Source organism: Cupriavidus sp. GW822-FHT03E04 (assembly GCF_058801495.1).
Map to the genome: position 1 here is coordinate 33,914 of NZ_JBXANI010000021.1, position 18,962 is coordinate 52,875.

At 59.8% G+C, this 18,962-nt stretch carries 14 protein-coding genes; 7 read left to right on the forward strand and 7 right to left on the reverse strand.

Annotation, left to right across the window (positions count from 1 at the left end; genetic code table 11):
• Nucleotides 1–65 precede the first annotated feature (65 nt).
• The 3 genes from AC1RQC_RS27780 to AC1RQC_RS27790 all read right to left on the reverse strand — a co-directional run bounded on the left by AC1RQC_RS27780 (nt 66) and on the right by AC1RQC_RS27790 (nt 3,837).
• Entirely contained in the window at nt 66–1,241 is a 1,176-nt protein-coding gene (locus tag AC1RQC_RS27780; RefSeq protein WP_492812080.1) for a cupin domain-containing protein, read from the reverse strand.
• 105 nt (nt 1,242–1,346) lie between these two features.
• Nucleotides 1,347–2,315, reverse strand: a complete 969-nt coding sequence (locus AC1RQC_RS27785) for a dihydrodipicolinate synthase family protein (RefSeq protein WP_492812082.1) — start codon at nt 2,313–2,315, stop codon at nt 1,347–1,349.
• Between the two features lie 52 nt (nt 2,316–2,367).
• On the reverse strand, nt 2,368–3,837 hold the full coding sequence (locus tag AC1RQC_RS27790) for an aldehyde dehydrogenase family protein (protein ID WP_492885190.1): 1,470 nt from the start codon (nt 3,835–3,837) through the stop codon (nt 2,368–2,370).
• Between the two features lie 322 nt (nt 3,838–4,159).
• Between AC1RQC_RS27790 and AC1RQC_RS27795 the strand changes: the two genes are divergently transcribed.
• The 3 genes from AC1RQC_RS27795 to AC1RQC_RS27805 are packed head-to-tail and all read left to right on the forward strand — an operon-like array spanning nt 4,160 to nt 6,551.
• On the forward strand, nt 4,160–4,855 hold the full coding sequence (locus tag AC1RQC_RS27795) for a MarR family winged helix-turn-helix transcriptional regulator (protein ID WP_492812086.1): 696 nt from the start codon (nt 4,160–4,162) through the stop codon (nt 4,853–4,855).
• The gene (ribBA, locus tag AC1RQC_RS27800) at nt 4,852–6,003 is read left to right on the forward strand and encodes a bifunctional 3,4-dihydroxy-2-butanone-4-phosphate synthase/GTP cyclohydrolase II (RefSeq protein ID WP_492812088.1); all 1,152 of its coding nucleotides are present in this window, start codon (nt 4,852–4,854) and stop codon (nt 6,001–6,003) included. Before AC1RQC_RS27795 ends, ribBA begins: the two co-directional genes overlap by 4 nt.
• Nucleotides 6,004–6,044: 41 nt before the next feature.
• Complete coding sequence (locus AC1RQC_RS27805) at nt 6,045–6,551, forward strand: MarR family transcriptional regulator (protein WP_492812090.1); 507 nt, start codon at nt 6,045–6,047, stop codon at nt 6,549–6,551.
• A gap of 91 nt (nt 6,552–6,642) precedes the next feature.
• On the opposite strand, the gene AC1RQC_RS27810 is transcribed toward AC1RQC_RS27805, so the two are convergent.
• Nucleotides 6,643–7,623 (reverse strand): tripartite tricarboxylate transporter substrate-binding protein, encoded by a 981-nt coding sequence (locus AC1RQC_RS27810; protein WP_492812092.1) that lies wholly within the window; start codon nt 7,621–7,623, stop codon nt 6,643–6,645.
• Between the two features lie 377 nt (nt 7,624–8,000).
• Here AC1RQC_RS27810 and AC1RQC_RS27815 point away from each other — a divergent pair, with 377 nt between their 5' ends.
• Nucleotides 8,001–8,618: a MarR family winged helix-turn-helix transcriptional regulator gene (locus AC1RQC_RS27815; RefSeq protein WP_492812094.1), complete on the forward strand. Its 618-nt coding sequence runs from the start codon at nt 8,001–8,003 to the stop codon at nt 8,616–8,618.
• Between the two features lie 263 nt (nt 8,619–8,881).
• Here AC1RQC_RS27815 and AC1RQC_RS27820 read toward each other — a convergent pair whose 3' ends face one another.
• Nucleotides 8,882–9,412 (reverse strand): MarR family winged helix-turn-helix transcriptional regulator, encoded by a 531-nt coding sequence (locus AC1RQC_RS27820; RefSeq protein WP_492812096.1) that lies wholly within the window; start codon nt 9,410–9,412, stop codon nt 8,882–8,884.
• Nucleotides 9,413–9,602: 190 nt separating this feature from the next.
• Here AC1RQC_RS27820 and AC1RQC_RS27825 point away from each other — a divergent pair, with 190 nt between their 5' ends.
• From AC1RQC_RS27825 to AC1RQC_RS27835, 3 genes are all read left to right on the forward strand, one after another.
• Nucleotides 9,603–10,625 (forward strand): Rieske 2Fe-2S domain-containing protein, encoded by a 1,023-nt coding sequence (locus AC1RQC_RS27825; RefSeq protein WP_492885192.1) that lies wholly within the window; start codon nt 9,603–9,605, stop codon nt 10,623–10,625.
• Nucleotides 10,626–10,825: 200 nt separating this feature from the next.
• Nucleotides 10,826–12,022, forward strand: a complete 1,197-nt coding sequence (gene fdhA / locus AC1RQC_RS27830) for a formaldehyde dehydrogenase, glutathione-independent (RefSeq protein ID WP_492885194.1) — start codon at nt 10,826–10,828, stop codon at nt 12,020–12,022.
• A gap of 96 nt (nt 12,023–12,118) precedes the next feature.
• Entirely contained in the window at nt 12,119–13,066 is a 948-nt protein-coding gene (locus tag AC1RQC_RS27835) for a PDR/VanB family oxidoreductase (RefSeq protein ID WP_492885196.1), read from the forward strand.
• A gap of 1,042 nt (nt 13,067–14,108) precedes the next feature.
• Here AC1RQC_RS27835 and AC1RQC_RS27840 read toward each other — a convergent pair.
• Both AC1RQC_RS27840 and AC1RQC_RS27845 read right to left on the reverse strand, forming a co-directional pair.
• Nucleotides 14,109–14,465 carry a hypothetical protein gene (locus AC1RQC_RS27840; protein WP_492885198.1) on the reverse strand — a complete coding sequence of 119 codons (357 nt, stop codon included), beginning with the start codon at nt 14,463–14,465 and terminating at the stop codon, nt 14,109–14,111.
• A gap of 476 nt (nt 14,466–14,941) precedes the next feature.
• The gene (locus AC1RQC_RS27845) at nt 14,942–15,568 is read right to left on the reverse strand and encodes a hypothetical protein (RefSeq protein ID WP_492812108.1); all 627 of its coding nucleotides are present in this window, start codon (nt 15,566–15,568) and stop codon (nt 14,942–14,944) included.
• Nucleotides 15,569–18,962: the final 3,394 nt, after the last annotated feature.

The window sequence follows — 18,962 nt, forward strand, 5'->3', positions numbered from 1 at the left end:
GCTTCCCGCTCTTGGCGGCCAGCCAACTCGCCGCGCCGCGGATGATGCGACTTGCCCGCCATTCGTCAGCGCACTTCGTCGCCATCGAGGAAGATGTCGGACCGGTACGTCTGCTTCAACGGCACGCCCGGAACCTTGGGAGCTGGCGCGCGGCCGATGATGGGTGTGGGCTCTTCGTACAACAGGCCCAGGGCCTGCAGCGTCGGGATATCGTGTACCGTGAACAGTCGCAGCGGCTCGCTGCCAGTGTTGACCACGCGATGCCAAGCGTAATTCGGAATGGCAAAGGTGTCGTGCCGGGCGATCTCTAGCGTCTCGTCGCCCACCTCGATCCGGCCCTGACCCGAGATGACCACACCGACACTGCTTGAGGTTCGGCGGTGCTTCGCGCCCTGGAATCCGGGCGCGAATTGCTGCACCCAGCAGTCCATCGTCGGGAACGTCGGGCCGCCGTTGACCGGGTTAGCGTAGCGCAGGGCCAAGCCGTCGTACTCGTTGCCGACGCGGCCATCCTTGGCATACTGGTCGAGGATCGGTTCGATGTCTTTCCATGCGTAGCGGATGGGCTGGCGCGCCTGGCGCGCCTGCTCGTCCACGGGACGCAGCAGAGTGGCCCGCAAGCCCTGCGACTCCGAGGCAGAGTCACGCTGCGCCTGGCTGGCGCCCCCATACGGCTCGAAGAACGCCTGGTTCAGGCCGAGCGTCAGGCCCAGGTCCAGCGCGTCCCACCAGATCACCTCGTCGTTGGTGGGATTGTGATGGTCATGCCAGGATCCGCGTGGGGTGAGTAGCAGGTCATAGGTGTCCATCGAGAGCGGCTCGCCGTCGACGACTGTGAATGCCTCGGGATTGCCCTCCAAGATGAAGCGCAGCGCATTCATCGTGTGCCGGTGCGACCAGCAGACTTCTTGTGCGCGCATAGCCTGGATGCCGGCAGCCAAGGTATGGGTCGAGCCGGGAGGCCCCTGCGTGATTCCCGGGTTGAGGAACACGATGCTGGTGCGACCGACGCCGCGCGGGCCGAGGATACGCGAAGCTTCCACCAGCCGCTCGCGCGTGAGCGACCAGGGCCACACGTAGCCAGTGCCCCGCGGCTGCGGCCCCCCGATGGCGTTTTCCAGCAGGGGTTCCATTGTCCACTGGCCGATGATGTGCTCGGCCTTGATCTTTGCGTCGTACTCCTTCAGATCGCGAGCTTCCGGAGCTTCACTGGAGGCGGATCTGTTTTCGTTGGCTGACATGTGCTCCTCCTGGGGTCGTGAACTGAGCTGAGGGACGTTTTCGAAAGGGGCGGCTTGCGCGATGGCGCGGGTGCCGATGCAGGACGCCCCGTTGCGCGAGCAGCCCTACTTCGAATCCGAAAACTCCCGTTGCAGCTCGGCCCATCGCTTGCCGGTCTCAATGCCGCCCGCGCGATAGTTATCGGGTACGAACATATATGGTGGGCGTACCGGCCCCGGATTGACCAGCCCCGCATGCTGGAAGCGCAGATGCCCAACTGCGATGCTGTAATCCATGAAACCTTCAAGGTCGCCGCCCGCGAACATCGGTCGCTCTGCCCAGCGCACACGGTCGCAGAGCCGGCTGGCCAGCGCCCAATCGCGTGCCAGGATAGCCTTCGACACGGCATTGAGTACCGCCGGCGCGCAGGCCGTCGCACCCGACCAGGCAGCCAGTGCCCGCTCCGGCATCTTCTCGGCCAGCGCCTGCCAGTCTCCGGGCAACGGCAGGATACGGATCTTGTCGCCAATGGCACGCATGTCGGCTTCCAGCGCAGGTCCGCCGGTATGCTTGGCCGCCACCACCTCAGGGATCTTGGCGAGTTCAGCGTAGGCTAGCGATGAAATCTTGCCCTTGAAGGCGACAGGATTGTCGTAGACGATCAGCGGCACGCCCGGCAGCGCCTCGGCCACGTCACGGTAGAAACGAACGATGCCCTGATCGTCCAAGGCCAGCCACATCGGACGCCCCACGAACAAGCCGTCGGCACCGCGCTCGACCAGCGCCCTGCCGCGGCGGATGGTGTCACGCGTGTTGAGCGTTGTGATACCGGCGAACACCGGGCGCCGTTTGGCTACCGTTTCGACAACACAGGACACGAGCTCGTTGAGCTCGGGCTCCGTCAGCGTCGCGCATTCGCCGAAGGTACCGGTCGTGGCAATCATCTCGATGCCCGAGTCCACGACCAGCCGGATCATCTTCTCTGTTTCGGCGAGGTTGACTGTCTGCGTCGAGCGCCAGTTCTCGGCGTCGGGCGTCGCGGGCGTGGGAACGATGCCCAACATGCCGCGAAAGTCGGCGTAGGTGATTTTCATGTGAAACTTCCTTGTTGGCTGTTATTGAATAGTTAGGGAGAGGCGGTGCAGCTCAGTAGAGCTTCACGTTGACATTCTTGTTCTGCGTGAACGCCATCAACTCGGACAGGCCTTCTTCACGGCCCAGTCCACTCTTCTTGTATCCACCAAAGTCGGCGCCGGGAAAATGCGCGCTGCCATGGTTGACCCAGACGTAGCCCGATTCGATGCGCGCGGCCAGACGATGAGCGCGTGCCAGGTCGCGTGTCCAGATCGATGCGGTCAGCCCGTATTCCAGGCCATTGACCTGCTCGAGCATGGCATCCTCGTCATCCCATGGGGTCACCGCTAGCACCGGCCCAAACACCTCCTCGCGGAACAGGCGCATCTGCGGCGTCACATCGGCGAACACCGTGGGCTCAACAAACCATCCCTTGGCCAGCGCCGGGTCCGGGCTGCGCCGCCCCCCCGTCACCAGAAGGGCACCTTCGGCCCGTGCCGACTCGATCAGATCCAGCACCTTCTCGTAGTGCTGTCGGGATACCAGACTGCCCATCGTCGTGTCGGGATCTGTGGGCAAGCCACAGCGATGGCGCTGAGGGATGCGCTTGGCAAGCTCTTCGATCACCCGCCCATAGACTGACCTATGCACGAAACAACGTGAGGTGGAGCCACAACTCTGGCCAGCCCAGGTCAGATTCATCCCATTGATAACGCCGTCGATCGCCTGGTCAAGGTCCGCGTCAGGGCAAATGACGAGTGGATTCTTGCCACCGAGTTCCAGCGACACTGGCATCACCTTGTCCGCCGCAGCCCGCAGGATCGACACGCCGGTGGAAGTGGAGCCGATGAGCGTAGCCTTCTTGACGAGCGGGTGGGCCACCAGCGCCTGCCCGCATTCGTGCCCGCCGGTCAGGATGTTGACGACACCCGGAGGAAAACACTCCCACGCGATGTCGGCCAGACGATAAGCGGACAAGGGCGCTTGATCCGGAGCCTTGAGCACCACGGCGTTGCCAGCGGCGACTGCGGGAGCCAGCTTGGTCACCAGGAACATCGCGGGATGGTTATAGGCAACGATGCGTGCCACCACGCCCAGCGGCTCGCGCACCGAGTAGTTGAGATGGGCATCGCCCATCGGCAGCGTCTGGCCCTTGGCTTCATGCGCCAGTCCGGCGAAATAGTCGACCACGCCGGCGGCCACCTGCGCGTCGTTGATCATTTCGCGCACTGGATTACCGCCATTGATGGCATCCAGCCAGCCCAGTTCGCTGGCCGCCTCGCGCACGCCTTGTGCAAAGGCACGTAGTGCCTTGGCTCTCTCGGCAGGCTTGGTACGCCGCCACTCGAGGAACCCCTGCTGCGCCGACTGCACCGCGGCGTCAACGTCATCGGCATTGGCATGCGCGGCAGGTCCGAGGTCGTCCTGCGTCGCCGGATTGAGCGTGCGCTGATAGCCACCGAGCGGCTCGTGGAAACGTCCGCCGTAGAACAGTTTGCGCGAGTCCGGCAACGCCGGAGGGATGGCAGCAATTTGCGTCATGTTTTCGACCTCGAGATACCTACCTTGATGAGCATGCGGCATGGGCGTCTGCCGCGAGCCTAGAGGGCACAACAGACCTCGACCATTGCCTGACGGGTTGAATTAAACGACTCAAATACTTAGGAGGCTATAGGTGTTTTCTCCTATGCATGAAGAGTTCACGCAGATTTCACGAGTGTATAGAATTGGTTCCTAACCTTATGAGCGTGCTGGCCACACGGAACTGCCAAGGACGCAGTGGCACGGACCACCCCCTTGGCGCAGCCGCCGATGCCGAACTGCGGTACGGCCCGGCGGCACCAGCCCTCGCTTCGGAATCCGCATGCAAACAGACTTGATGACCAGCCGCCCCAAGGACACCGACAAACGCTTGGAAGACGACGTCCCGACGCAGAGGCTCGATGAATCCATCGGCTTCCTTCTGAATGAGGCAGCCCGCCTCAGTCGGCGCCTGCTCTACGGCCGCCTGGCGGCCCGGGGCGTCCGCGGGGGTAGTTGGCACCTGTTGCGCGTGTTGTGGGACGGCGACGGCTTGACGCAGCGGGAGCTGGCTGAACGGCTGGCCATGACTCAGCCGTCAACCCTGGAGATGCTGCGCACCATGGAGCGTGATGACCTGATCCGCTTTGAGCGCGACACCGTAGACAAGCGAAAGACGCGCGTCTACCTCACGACCCAAGCATGGAACCTGAAGGCACCGCTGCTGCATCTGGCCGACGAGGCCACCCGGCTAATGGCGGGACGCCTATCCCCACCCGAGGAGGTGGCGCTCAGGATGCTTCTTCGCGGCATACGCGACACCGCATCGGCAGTCTTGGATAGCGAGCCGCAAGACGAAGCCGCTACAGCCCTCACACGTGGCCGACAACGGAGAGCCACGGCGACTACCAAAGTGGGTCCCCAGGCATCCGCAGTCAAGCCGACTGCCCGACCGTTAAAAGAGGACAGCGTGAATCCGGTGCACGACACCGCCGCCGAGTCCACGATTACTTCAATCGGTACCCGCACGAAATCATGAATGCAGCTCACGATCGCCCCGTTCTTCCCGCTCAAGTCGAAACATGCATCTCCTCTGTCGAGGAGATCGTTGCGGAAATTCGTCAAGGCCGCATGGTTATTCTGGTCGATGAAGAAGACCGCGAGAACGAAGGCGACCTCATCGTTGCCGCAGATCACATCACTCCTGAAGTGATTAACTTCATGGCGCGCTACGCGCGTGGCCTGATCTGCCTGACACTCCCGCGCGAGATGTGTGAGCAGCTTCGCCTGCCCCCCATGACTCAGCGCAACGGCGCCAAACATGGCACGGCATTTACCGTATCGATCGAAGCGGCAGAGGGCGTAACCACGGGGATTTCCGCGGCTGACCGTGCGAGAACCGTTCAGGCTGCGGTAGCCAGAGGCGCCCTGGCCGAGCACTTGGTCCAACCAGGTCATATCTTTCCTCTGCAGGCCGTCGATGGCGGCGTCCTTATTCGCGCGGGTCACACAGAAGCAGGTTGTGACCTGGCCCGCTTGGCTGGCTGCAGCCCGACCTCGGTGATTTGCGAGGTGATGAACGAAGATGGATCCATGGCGCGATTGCCCGATCTGCGACTATTCGCGGCGCAACATGGGTTGAAGATTGGCACGATTTCTGACCTCATTGAATATCGCAGCCGCAGTGAATCGATGATTGAGCACATAAGCACTCGCGCGCTGGAAACGCATTGGGGTCATTTTGTTGCGCATGTTTATCAAGACCGTCCCGGTCATCATTTGCATCTTGCACTTGTGCATGGACAATGGGCCGAAGACGATCTGGTACCGGTCCGCGTACACGAACCTCTGTCTGTACTTGATGTACTGGAAATTAATCGGAGCATACACTCGTGGAGTTTGGATTCGAGCTTGGCTCACATTGTTCAGGAGGGCCAAGGCGTTGCCATATTGCTCAATTGCGGAGAAAGCGCCGAACAACTGCTTGCCCAGGTCGCCAGGACATCACAGACCGCGCATGCCCCCATCCGGGGCGCCATGGATTTACGGACCTACGGCACGGGAGCACAGATCTTGCGCGAATGTGGAGTGCGTCGGATGAAGCTATTGGGAACGCCACGCCGCATGCCCAGCATGGCGGGTTACGGGCTTGAGGTCGCCAGCTACGTCGAGCCTCATACCAGCTGAAATGCATCACGATCAATACTATTTCCCATCGTGGATATCTCATGTCCCGAAATAAAAATCAATCGCCATCCACAGCATTTCTGACAAATAGCGACAGCCCTGAGGAAATCTTCTTCTCATTGCCATCCTCATTGTTGCGCGGGCGCGAAGCAGTATTGAGTCGCCTTCGCACCATCCTGCGCGAACACGACATCACGGAGCAACAATGGCGCATACTTCTAGCGCTCTCCTCATCCCATTCCTCGATCAGGCCTAGCGATCTTTCCCAGATAACTTTGTTAAGCACGTCGAACCTTTCGCGACGGCTAAAGACGCTGGAATCCCGGCTTTTAATAGATCGTGCAGCAGATGAAAAAGATCTCCGTGCAAAACAAATTCATATTACGCCTATGGGGCGAGCGCTAGTCGAAAAAATCACTCCGCTTTGGAAGGAAAACAATAGAAATATAGAGTCATCCCTCGGAAAGGAAGATGCTCATTCGCTTTATAACCTGCTTGAGGATCTCGCAAAGAAACTAGGCTCGTCGACTACTATTGAAGTCGAGTAGCTTATTTTTCTGGCTCCGCACGCCGCCCGGCCGGCAGGAGACGATGCGCCATCCCTGAGTGCCGGCCAGTGCGGTTATGAAGTGCACGGCCTCAGCTCTCCTGGACGAAGCCAGAGGTCTTAATGATTTCTCCCCAGCGCGCCGAGTCGGCCCGGGCAAGTTGATCTAGTTCCTGCGGCGTCGAAGCAACGGCCTCGAAACCCTGCTTCGCAATCGCCTCGGCGAAAGCAGGCGTCTTGACGGCGGCCTGAACCAGCGCAACCAGGCGCTCAAGCACCTTCGCTTCGGGCTTGCCCCCAATATAGATGCCATGCCATTCGCGCATCCCGAGCCCGCGCACACCTTGCTCCTCGAAGGTAGGCACGGACGGGAAGAAGCGGGAGCGCCCGACACCTGTACTGGCGAGGACGCGCAGCCTGCCATCGGCGGCTTGTGCCATCAGCGCGGGTAGCGAGCCGGCGCCCGCCGCAATTTGCCCCCCCAGAATGTCGACGATCATTGGGCCAGCGCCCCGGTAGGGGACATGCACCATGTTCAGGTTTCGGCTTTGGCTGTAGGCATGAGCCATGAAGTGCAAGCCCGAGCCGGTGGCTGGAGAGCCGTAGCCCACCGCCTGGCGCTGCTGACGGACCCAGGCTGTGAAATGGGAAAGGGTCTTCACTGACTCCGGCACTGCCGGCCCGACAGCGAAGCCGAGTTCGTAGCGGGCCACCAGGCTAACGGGCTGAAGGTCCTTGAAAGGCGAGAAGCCGAGCTTGCGGAAAGTGTGCGGATTCACGGTCAGGACGCCGCTTGGATTCGAGATCAGCGTCGTGCCGTCGGGTGCCGCGGCCAGCGCGGCGCTCACTGCGATGTTGCCGGAGGCTCCCGTGCGATTGTCGACGATGATAGCGGCAGCGAGCTTGCCGGTCAGTTCGTTAGCGAGACGCCGGGCCACGAGATCGATGCCCGACCCTGGCGAGAACCCAACAATGATGCGCGCATTCGCGGGGAGCGACTGGGCCGATGCGTGCTTCGTCAGCAAGCTGGCGATCGCGCCCAGCATCAGTTCGCGACGGGTGATATGCGCCATGTTGTGCTCCTATGTGACTGTTCTGTTGACGCAAGGCGTGGGATGGCGAGTTCAGATTTCGGCGGTAGCGCGCAGCTCCCGGACGATTCTTCCCCATCGCTGGGATTCCCGTTGAACCGGTTCGGGCGGTTGGCGCAGACTAATCCATCCCGTCTCCAACACGTTGTCCTTGGCCGCCCCGGCCAAGTTCCTCCGACCAGCTATCGAACCCTTGGATTGGAACTCAATTTTAATTTGGTTCCTATAAGTGTTTTCTCGAGGTATAAGACTGTTACTCTTGGACAGTCCTGTGGAATAAAATTGGTTCCTATTCGACAGCGCTTGCCCGCGAGCGTAGAGCTGGTATTTCTGGAAATTCACACTGCTGGAACGAGCCGATGACCCGCAACCCACGAACGCCTCCCATGCACGCGGAGGATGACGTCCCGAGCCAGAGTCTGGATGAGTCAATCGGATTCCTGTTGAACGAAACGTCCCGACTGAGCCGGCGATTGCTTTACGGCCGCCTGGCAAGCCGAGGCATCCGTGGCGGCAGCTGGTACGTGCTTCGTGTGCTGTGGGAAGGCGATGGCGTGACCCAGCGCGAACTGGCCGAACGTTTGGGCATGACCCAGCCGTCGACGCTGGAAATGCTACGGACCATGGAGCGCGATGATCTGATCAGGTTCGAGCGTGATACGCTCGACAAGCGAAAAACGCGCGTCTACCTGACCACTCGGGCATGGGACCTGAAAGTACCGCTCCTGCATCTGGCCGAAGAAGCCACCCAGGCCGTCGTGCAGGGGCTTTCCCAGCCCGAGCAAGTCGCCCTCAGAATACTGTTGCGAAACGTGCGCGACACCACTGCGCAAGCGCTTGCAAACGAGCCCCTGGATGGCAGTGGAGCCTCGGCACCTGCGCTCGATCTACGGCGCGAAACAGCGGCGGCGACAGGCACCCCTGCGAGGGCGCCCAGCCCAGGCAAGGGTAAGGGCCGCGGACGAACCGCCGCCTGACGCACGTAAATCCGCAGATAAGCACAACCATACCCAGAACTGGAAACCGAACGGTGCACGCGCGAGCGCTGCGCATGCACCTGCCCTTGGAGCGAAATCCCGTTCCCGGGGACCGCAACCACATCAGCAGGCTGGCGTACCTGCACCATATCCCACCCCACCCGGCCTACGCTGTCTGGAGTAGGCCACGAGTGCATTGCCCCTGCCACCCCTTGGCGGCGATACGGCCATCAAGCTCAATCCTGCTGCCAAGAACATGATAGTCAGCGATCGGATTCCCCAGGGCCGCGGCGAAGCGGCGCTCTGCTCTTCTCGTTGTTCAGTCGGACAAATTTCGAGAGGAGCGCAAGAAACGTGGCCTGCTCGTCTTTCGTCAGAGGCTCGAGCAGCCGGTGACGCAATTCGTGCACGGACGGCACAAGCTCTTCCAAAAGCTCGGCGCCAGCACGAGTGAGCCGCAGCAGGCGATAGCGCTTGTTTTCCGGCGGCACGAAGCGCTCGATCAGTCCTCGCTCTTCCAGGCGGACAGCAAGCGAGGCGGTCGTAGAGTTATCTAGCGCACACAGCTTCGCCAATGTCACCTGATCAATATCGGGATGATCCTGGAGGATACGCAAGGCACCATATTGAATCGCCGTGACCTCTTGCCCTATCACGGCATGGAACATCGAGACGGAGATCTGATGAGCACGACGAATCAGATGGCCTGGCTGGTCATAGAGATCTGTCGACAACTCCTCTTCGGGTCCGCTCGGTTTTGTGGTGCGACTGGATGATGCTGTCTGGCGGCTCATGTCCTTCCTTCGAAATTTGGGTACTAGGGATTAATCCCTAGTACCTGTGCAGCAAAAAGATCTTTCTTGCACGGGTGACGATGAGTATACTGAACGTCAGATTAAGTACACTGAACGTTGACTGAAGAGCGTCGCCTTTCGACAGGTAGAGGGGCGAGCCATAGGTGACGCACCCTCACAAGGAGACAGCATGTTTGCACTCAACCAGTGGTATGCCGGCGGTTTCTCATCAGAACTGACTGATAAGCCGCTTGCACGCACCCTGCTCAATCGGCACCTGGTGTTGTTTCGAGGCACTGACGGCGTCGCAGGCGCACTTGAAGATCGCTGCTGCCATCGGGCCCTGCCGCTGTCATGCGGCACTGTGGAAGAACGAGGTATCCGCTGTGGGTATCACGGCCTGCTGTTCTCGCCGCAAGGTAAATGCCTCGAAATTCCGGGGCAGGATCGCATTCCCGAGAAGGCTCGCGTTGCGAGCTTTCCCGTGGTGGAAAGGGATCAGATCTTGTGGATATGGTTCGGTGCCCATCCCGAGAGCGAACCCGACATCGAGCCCCCCGCCTATCGCTGGCATAACGACGAGCGCTACGAGTTCCGAGGCGGCGTGGTTCACTATGATGCGCCGTACCAACTCATCCACGACAACCTGCTGGATCTGAGCCATCTTGGCTACGTTCACCTGCGAACGATTGGTGGCAACCCCTCCGTGCATATGAATGCCGAGATGAAGGTTGAAAGCAAGGGAAACGCGGTACGGATCGTACGGCACATGATGAACTCTCAAGCGCCGAAGACCTATGTGGATGCCTGGGGCTTTCGCGATCGGATCGACCGATGGCAGGAGATTGAGTTCGACGTCAATCACATTCGAATCTGGACCGGGGCCGTTGATGCTGGCGCCGAGTCACTTGAAAACCAGGATCGTGGCGGCTTCCACATGCGTGGTCTTCATTGCATTACGCCAGAGACGGATAAGACAGCGCACTATTTCTGGACCATTGCAACCAACCGGCCGTCGTCCGGCAGCAGCAATCTGGATGTCGTCTATGAGCAGACAGCGTTGACCTTCGAGGAGGACAAGATCGTAATCGAAGCGCAACACCGGAACATGTGTCGCTTCGGACCCCAACCACAGGTCGACATTCACGTCGACACGGGAGCGAACCGTGCACGCCGCATTATCGCAGCGTTGACCGCAAAGCAGGCAAGCTAGTCCGACCTCACGGACACCGTACAAGTTCGATACGAAGGGACAGCGCGAAGCGCCCGCTCGTCCAGCGATGACGTAAATCACCAAAGGAGGTCGTATCGACGCCAGCAAGTCGAGGCTTCCACACGTCCGCGGCGAAATATCTGCGGCCCGCAGGATCCGTGCTTGCGCGCATTGTCCTCACTCATATAGCGGAGATAGAGATGTCAGGTAACCGAGGTGTTGTGTATATCGCCCCAGGCAAGGTCGAGGTCCAGTCGATTGCCTTTCCAGAATTGACCGAACCGAGCGGCCGTAAGGCAAACCACGGGGTAGTGCTCCGTGTGGTGTCGACCAATATTTGCGGATCGGACCAGCATATGGTGCGTGGCCGCACGACGGCTCCTGCTGGCCTGGTGCTAGGCCACGAAATCACCGGGGAAGTGGTCGAGGTAGGCTCAGATGTCACGACGCTGCAGAAAGGAGACATCGTATCCGTACCATTCAATGTCGCATGTGGACGCTGTCCGATGTGCAAGGAGATGAACACCGGCGTTTGCCTGAGCGTTAACCTTGCACGGCCAGGTGGTGCATATGGGTATGTCGACATGGGGGGCTGGATCGGCGGACAGGCCGAGTATGTGATGGTGCCCTATGCGGACTTCAATTTGCTCAAGTTCCCCGACCGCGAGCAGGCCATGGGGAAGATTCGTGACCTGACGTGCCTGTCGGACATCCTGCCAACCGGCTACCACGGTGCTGTGACCGCAGGCGTGCGTCCCGGCTCGACGGTTTACGTCGCCGGCGCCGGTCCGGTTGGTTTGGCGGCGGCTGCGTCGGCTCGCCTTCTCGGCGCGGCTGTCACGATCGTCGGCGACGTCAACAAGATCCGGCTGGCACACGCACGCAACGTCGGCTTTCACACGGTCGACCTTTCCGAAGACGCGTCACTCGCCGACCAAATTGCGGCCATCCTGGGTGAGCCGCAGGTAGATTGTGCGATCGACTGTGTCGGCTTCGAAGCGCGCGGCCACGGACATAGCGGTTCGCATCAAGAAGCTCCCGCAACTGTCCTCAACTCACTAATGGAAGTTACGCGGGCAGCCGGCAAGATCGGTATTCCTGGCTTGTATGTGACGGAGGATCCCGGTGCAGCCGATGCCGCGGCGCAGCGCGGAAGCCTGTCTGTCCGATTTGGCCTCGGTTGGGCAAAGTCGCACAGCTTCTTCACAGGGCAAACGCCGGTCATGAAATACAACCGAAACCTGATGCAGGCCATTCTCTGGGACCGGATCAAGATCGCGGACATCGTCAACGTGCAGGTAATCACGCTTGACGAAGCGCCTCAAGGCTATCTGGAGTTTGATTCCGGCGTGCCGAAGAAGTTTGTCATCGACCCGCATGGACTGCTCGCTAGCTAACAAAAACCCAAGGTGCCACGCGCCTAGGCGCGTGGCGCGGAGAACCCTTGATCGCGTGATCGAAGCAGAACGTGTCACGAAAATTGGCAGCCAATCATGAAAGTGAAGATATTGAAGAAGGTCGAAACGGCTACGGATATTTTCTCCTTCGAGCTCGTGGACCCCACCGGAAAACCCTTACCCGGATTCTCCGCGGGATCGCATATCGACGTCCACGTCGGCAATGGGTTGGTACGGCAGTACTCCCTGAGTAACGATCCGAACGATACGCATCGCTACGTCCTTGGCGTGCTGCGCGACCCAAATTCCCGCGGGGGGTCAATCGCCATGCATGCCCAGGACGAAGGGGCGGAAATTGAAATTAGCCACCCCAGAAATCACTTTCCGCTCGCCAATGAAGCCAAGCACTCGATTCTGCTCGCCGGCGGGATTGGCGTGACGCCGATACTCTGCATGGCCGAGCGATTGGCGCATCTCGATGCATCGTTCGAATTTCACTATTGCACACGCGCACCGGAAAGAACTGCCTTCCGCGAACAATTGAGCCGGCCTGGGATGAAGGAGCACGTGCGAATCTACTTCGATACGGCGCCCCCCGAAGAGCGTCTCGATCTGCAAGTGATTCTCGCGGGCCCCGATGTGGACAAACATGTCTATGTCTGCGGCCCCTCAGGCTTTGTTGATGCAGTGCTGTCGCGTGCGCGAAGCGCGGGCTGGGCAGAATCCAACCTCCATCGCGAGTACTTCAGCGCTCAGCAAGCGTCCGTCGCAGGAAATAGCGCGTTTCAGGTGAGGCTGGCTAGCTCCGGAAGAGTCATAGATGTTAGGGCTGAGCAAACCGTGGTGGAGGCGCTCAGTACGTTCGGTATCGAGATCGAGACCTCGTGCGAGCAAGGCATATGCGGCACGTGCCTAACTCGCGTACTGGAAGGCGATCCCGATCACCGCGACGCTTACCTGACCGATGAGGAGCGCGCCGCAAAGGACCAGTTCCTGCCATGCTGCTCACGCTCTAGAACCCCGATCCTGACGCTAGATCTTTAGGGATAGGGCCCTGGCGGAGATAGCGGAATTGATTCCGAAGCACTTCGTAGTCGTGACGTGCAGTAACAATACGATTTTTGCGTAGTGGATGCCTTGACGAGGCTTGCGGCTTTTCTGGTCGACGCGCCCTACTTTTTCCGCCAGCGTTGTGATGATGTTGCGTGGATGGCCTTTCTGTTCGACAACGCCGAAGCCGCTAAGCCAGCACTGCTGTCGGTGAATGCAGCGGCTTGCACCAAAGGGCGTCGGGACGGCGGCAGCCGCATCAATGCATCGCCGCAAGCAGCCGGGCAGCCGCGTGGGCCTGCGTTGGCGGTACCTCGAGGATTGGCATACCTGGATCGAAGGCCCGGGTAGGGCCGCGGAGCCTGCATCATTCGCGCCGCCAACGGAGCTGTAGCCGAGTCAAGCGCTCTCACGAAGCAGATCGCACGACTCGGCTTTTGTCATCGCGCCAGACGTCGTGTCGCGCAGGACCACCGCCCTGCCCTTTCACTGCCCCGGCAGCCTAGCACTCCGCGCGAATGGCGTGTGAGCGCGTCGCGGTCATTCACTGCTACCTGTTCTGGCTCAGGACCGATCTCCGGCTCCGGCATTGGCTCGGGCACACGAGTCTCGGCAGAACCATCGCTACAGCTACAGTCACAGCTGCAGTCGCGTCGTCCGCCGTGAAGGAGAGCGTGCAAGAATTGGGGAGGCCGATTTCGTTAGGCGCGCTGGCTTGCGGCGAGGATGTCACGCTTAATTCTGTTCGTTGGCCGATGCGGGTCTGGCGATGTATGTCGACGCATTGACTGTGACGGGAGGCGGCGACCTCGAGTGCGGAGATGCAGTCGGATGAGAGTTCCCCGTTCAAAACCGCGACCCTCACCCGCACCATGCAGTGCCTTGATCCGGTCCACCGCCTTGCTGCCCTTGCCATGCCAGACCGACCACCTGGCGTAGGTGATTTCGGTCTCCACCGGCGCCCGTTCCAGCGAGGCGATCCTCTTGCTGCGAACACAGAACGCTGCGCCGCCTTGAACTTAATCGCGATGTGGAATCAATCGAGGACCCGGCCACGGGCCAGCTGACTGCCTTGGGCGGTCTTCCCAAATTCGCCAGCGTCGTCGCTGATGACGGTCACGCGTTCATCGGTCGCCACACCGTTTCGACTGAGGAACTGATCGAGTCGCGCTGCAGCCGAGGGGATTTCCCGGTGCACATAGGCATACAACCTTGGGGGACTGTTGTTGAATGTCGCTCGCCCGGCGACAATGTTGACGTGGCGGCCAAGGCCTCTCACGGAGTCGCAATGGCACAGCCACGACGTGGCTGGATTCGCGAACCTGGACTTCTGCAACGGCTTGGGGCAGCTTCGCGATGTCACGCTCAATGTCAGCGTCGAGTCGATTTCCAAGAGCGCGAATCCGACCTTGGGTGCCGCTGAGCGAAATGCCCTTGTCCAGCGGCAGCACTTCCTTGAGCATGACCGTGGCCTGGCGGTACGGCAGATGGGCCTGGAGGTATTGCAGCTCCGGCGTGGCGCGGTTAGTCAGAGCTTTGGCCAAGGGGTGCACCACACGCCGCGGCATCCGCGCAGTCCGCTAGCAGGCATACGACCACAGCCGCGGACCGTTCACCTTCACCGTACAAGAGGCGCAGCTCCGTGGAGCGACGGTCCTTGTGGCTCAAGGCCACGCCCCAGCGCCGACAATGGGTCTGGCCCGAGAGCCACCACTCCACCTGTTTCGAAACCAGCTCGGCCTGTACCTTGGCCAGCAGCGACCGCCCCTCCGCGAGGGTCAGGCCCAGTTGCGCAAGACTACAGTCACGGCTCGCAACCACGGCCAGAACTCCGTCAGCGTCATGGACCGTGTCGCTGCGCTCGTCGGCCTACCTGGCCTCGATGATCAACCGCATGGTTTGCTCCCACGTGGCGAACGCACGCTTGCCCTGCTCAAGGGTCAGTTTCTGTCGCGCCATGCTGTTGAACAGATTGACCGTGAAGGCGACAAATTCGTCGCCAAGCAGGGGAAACGGTTCGAGGGGTGCCCAATTGAAGAATGGCTCTGATACCCGGGCAAACATCCCGCGCAATGTCGTTTCCGAGCTGCCCGCGAAGATGACCTTGATACGGTCCTTGCGAATATCGAGCGCCGCGCGCAGTGCATGGGCAAAATCACTGTGGTCCGCACCCGCCGGGACCTGAGCTTCGTCGATGACCAGCAGAAGCGGCTTCTTTTTGCGGTCGAGCTGCTTGAGTACATCGTGCAGGGCCGCGGTTCTATCCATTCCCGCCTTACCCAGCTCAGCCTCCAATGAGCCCTCTACGCCGCCTGGAATCTTCGCGGTGGCTTTCACCTTCTTGAGCGGTGCGCGAAGCTTTAACAGTACTGCCGCGGCCCCTTTGGGCTCAAGGGCTTCGGTGAGCGCTGCGACGAGCGCGGCCTCCTGCGAATTACGGTTGTCCCAGAGGTTCGTGTACGCCGTCAGATAGCCGCGCTCCACGGCCGCAGGCATCAGGTCTCGACGTCTTGCCCATCCGCCGGCGCGCGAACAGCCCGCGGGCTGCAGAGAGCTTCAAATCGAACGCATGCAGATACGCGCTGGCCAGCTCCGGCCGCGCAAAGTGCCAAGGGTCCACCACAGTTGCATCATCTATTCTCATGGATTGTGAGAATTCTCAAAAATTGTGAGAAGCCTTGATACAAGTCGTCCCGCCTCTCGTAAAGGGAGCTATCAGGTACAAAGTTGACCTCTTCCAGCAATGCTGGAGGGGAGGCTTAGGCCATCTTGAGGTAGCGCATCGCCGCGAGTAGCCACGCAGCAGCGTTGGCCTGCGCTGGCGTGCATCGCTGCAAGCAGCTAGGCAGCATTTGCCTGCGCTCGTGCCACCTTGACGATCGGCAGGTCTGGTTCAAAAACCCGAGTAGTGCTGTGGATCCACCGCCGTTGGCGACGTGGAAGGCTCGCCGACAATCGGCGCAGCAGTAGCCGAGTCAGCCGCTCGCAGTTGCGAAGCAGATCATACGATTCAGCTTCTGTCACCGCGCTAGACGTCGTGCCGTGCCGGACTACCGCCCTGCCCGGCCCTGACCGCAGCCAATGGGTTGCGCCGGCAGCCACTGCAATCGTCGCCTAAAGCATATGAGCGCGTCGCGGTCAATTACCGCCACCTGCTCGGACGCAGGGGCTACTTCCTGTGCCGGAAGGCGCGGCACTCTGAGTATTGGCAGTACCGTCGCTACACCCGCAACCGCACTGTCTGCTGCGCCGCCACATAGCCGGACTTCCGGACGGCTCGCTCGCAGTGCGCTGGCTCGAGCACCAACCCGGTTGAGTCCCACCGCGGTCCGTTCAGCAACGTCCACTCCACAGCGCGGGTAAAGTAGTCCATTGGGATCTCCACTGGCCCTGCCAGTCGCGCGGCGCATGCGCGCTCACGAACCCGTTCCATAGCGCCGCCGATGATTGCTCGATCCGTAGTCCGGCAGCGCACGGGTCGGATAGAGGAATGCTGTGAAGCTGTCGCCCGTGTCCTCCGGATAGCGGCTCAGGTCATAGCTGGCCAGGCACTTCTCCCTACGCCTCCGTATCCAGTGCGACTCCGTTATCACAATGGAAACCCCGGGCAAGACGTACAGTTATCGGCATAGCATTTCGCTCGTCATTTCTGAACGGATGATTGGCGCACTAGATAGTAAATATTGAAAATCAAAGACTTACACTCGTGGGACAGTGCCAGCGGACTTGCGTCGATCGCCCCCTCGCGCTGCGGGGTGTACCTCCTGATGCCGGCTCCGCGGGACTTCTGGTTGCGTGTTGATCTGCCACTCCCCTTGCTTGATTCGGCTACGTTGGGGAGACCTCTGTCTTCTTCAGACTGTCGCCAGACATCGAACCGCCAGAAGGGGGACGCGGCAAGGCTTCTTCGCCAGCGATCTCGAATGGCGATCTGTCTGCTGGGATTGCTTCGCCGCAGGCGATACATGGTGCTTCCGAGTGGATTGGACTGGACAGCCAAACACAGCAGCATTTGCAGCGACCCGTTATGTGGATCTCCGGGAGGGTGATAGTCTATAGCTATAGATCGGAGTCCCCCCATTTTAAGTTGCACCGAAATACAACTTTCCAAATGGTTGCTGCTGATTGTGAGTCTCCCAACGCACTCAGTCCACGGCTACGTGCCGGGGCTCTGTCTAAAGGACAGCCCTCCCCGGCGTCCATATTTGACAAGCTAAGACCACGATCGCAGTCCCGCGAGGCCAATTTCCATACCGCCCCGAAGGGTGCGCTTATGAGGTGCATATTGTCCCGCACGGAGGTCGCGCTAGGTCTACTCATCTGATTCCGGCGCGAAGCTATCTAGTAGCTATCTAGTACTTCGATTGCGCATTTTCCCGCTGTAGCGCTCCATTTCGCTAGGGAACAAATGCCCCTGCCAACTAGCGAGAAGGACGCGAGCTACTCTTCTCACCCACAAGGATAGCTATCTGGTAGCCATCTACGGCGGACGCTCCCAGGATCCGAGATCAACTGGTGGCTACTACCGACGGATAGATAAGTAACTAGTCCTATTACCTGTCTCTCAAACACCCACGTACTTCCCGCTGGACCGCGTTGGAGTATCAACTGGCAATGCATATTCGCGGATACCTGGTAGCTATCCAGTAACATCCCTCCCTGCAACGCGAACGCGCTCCAATACGCTTAGCTGATAGCTATCTGATATCCGTCCGAGATGTACTTCGGCCGCCCTCTCATTAAGGCAAGTGTTCGAATGCAGAAACTAGGAAGTCTACGATCCCACGCCATAGCGCGTCGGACTTATTGATAGCTACCAGGTAACACTGTGGTACCCACTAGCTATCATATCAACGGGCCGATGCCCCGCTTTAGCATTGGCAATCTCCAGAGTAGCTCGCCGGGGAGCCCATTCAAAGATACCTATCAGGTATCTTTGAGGTACCTCCAGACCTGTCGACCGTTCGGTAATGCGTTGGATGATGCAGCTAGCTACCAGCTACCTATATAGATATTCCAACCTGCTGCTACGGGAAGGATTTGGAGTCTCTACACGCCCGCGCCGAAGCGAGTTGGATATATTAGTAGCTACTAAGTAGCAGCGTTGGTTTTCGCCGTGGTAGCTACCAGCTATCCATCGACGGTCGGTGCGTCGTTTCGGCGCCGGGCAGATCCTGCTGTGCTCGTCATTTTGCCTTTCCAAAGATATCTCTTCGGTATCTATCAGGTATCTTTATCCCAGTTGCCCTGGTGGTCTATGTCGACCATTTCGTTGCGCTAGTAGCTACCTAATCGCTACCTAATAGCTCTTGCCGCCAAGCGGCGATCGAACATCGCTGCATCTCGCGCCAGAAGCTATCGGTTAGCTACCAGCTAGCTTAAATCGATGTTCTACTCTAATGCTGCAGAGATTTGGAAGTCTTCGACCCCGCGGCATAGCGAGTCGGATTTACTGGTAGCTACCAAGTAGCTGCACGGGCGGTTGCGGCACCGAATGAATCCTGCTGTGCTCGTCGTTGTACCCACTAAACAATAGCTTGTAGGTATCTATCAGGTATCTTGATCCCAGTTGCCATGTCGGTACCATGTCAAACATTTCGTTGCGCTAGTAGCTACCTAGTAGCTATTGTCGCCAGGTGGCAATCGAACGTCGCTGCATCTCGCACCAGAAACTATTGGTTGGCTACCAGCTGGCTTGAATCGGTGTCCCACTCTGTCGCTGCAGAGATTGGGAAGTCTACGACCCCGCGGCATGGCGAGTCGGATTTATTGGTAGCTACCAAGTAGCTGCACGGACGGTTTCGGCACGGAGTGAATCCTGCTGTGCTCGTCGTTGCGCTCACTCAAAGATATCTCACAGGTATCTATCAGGTATCTTGATCCCAGTTGC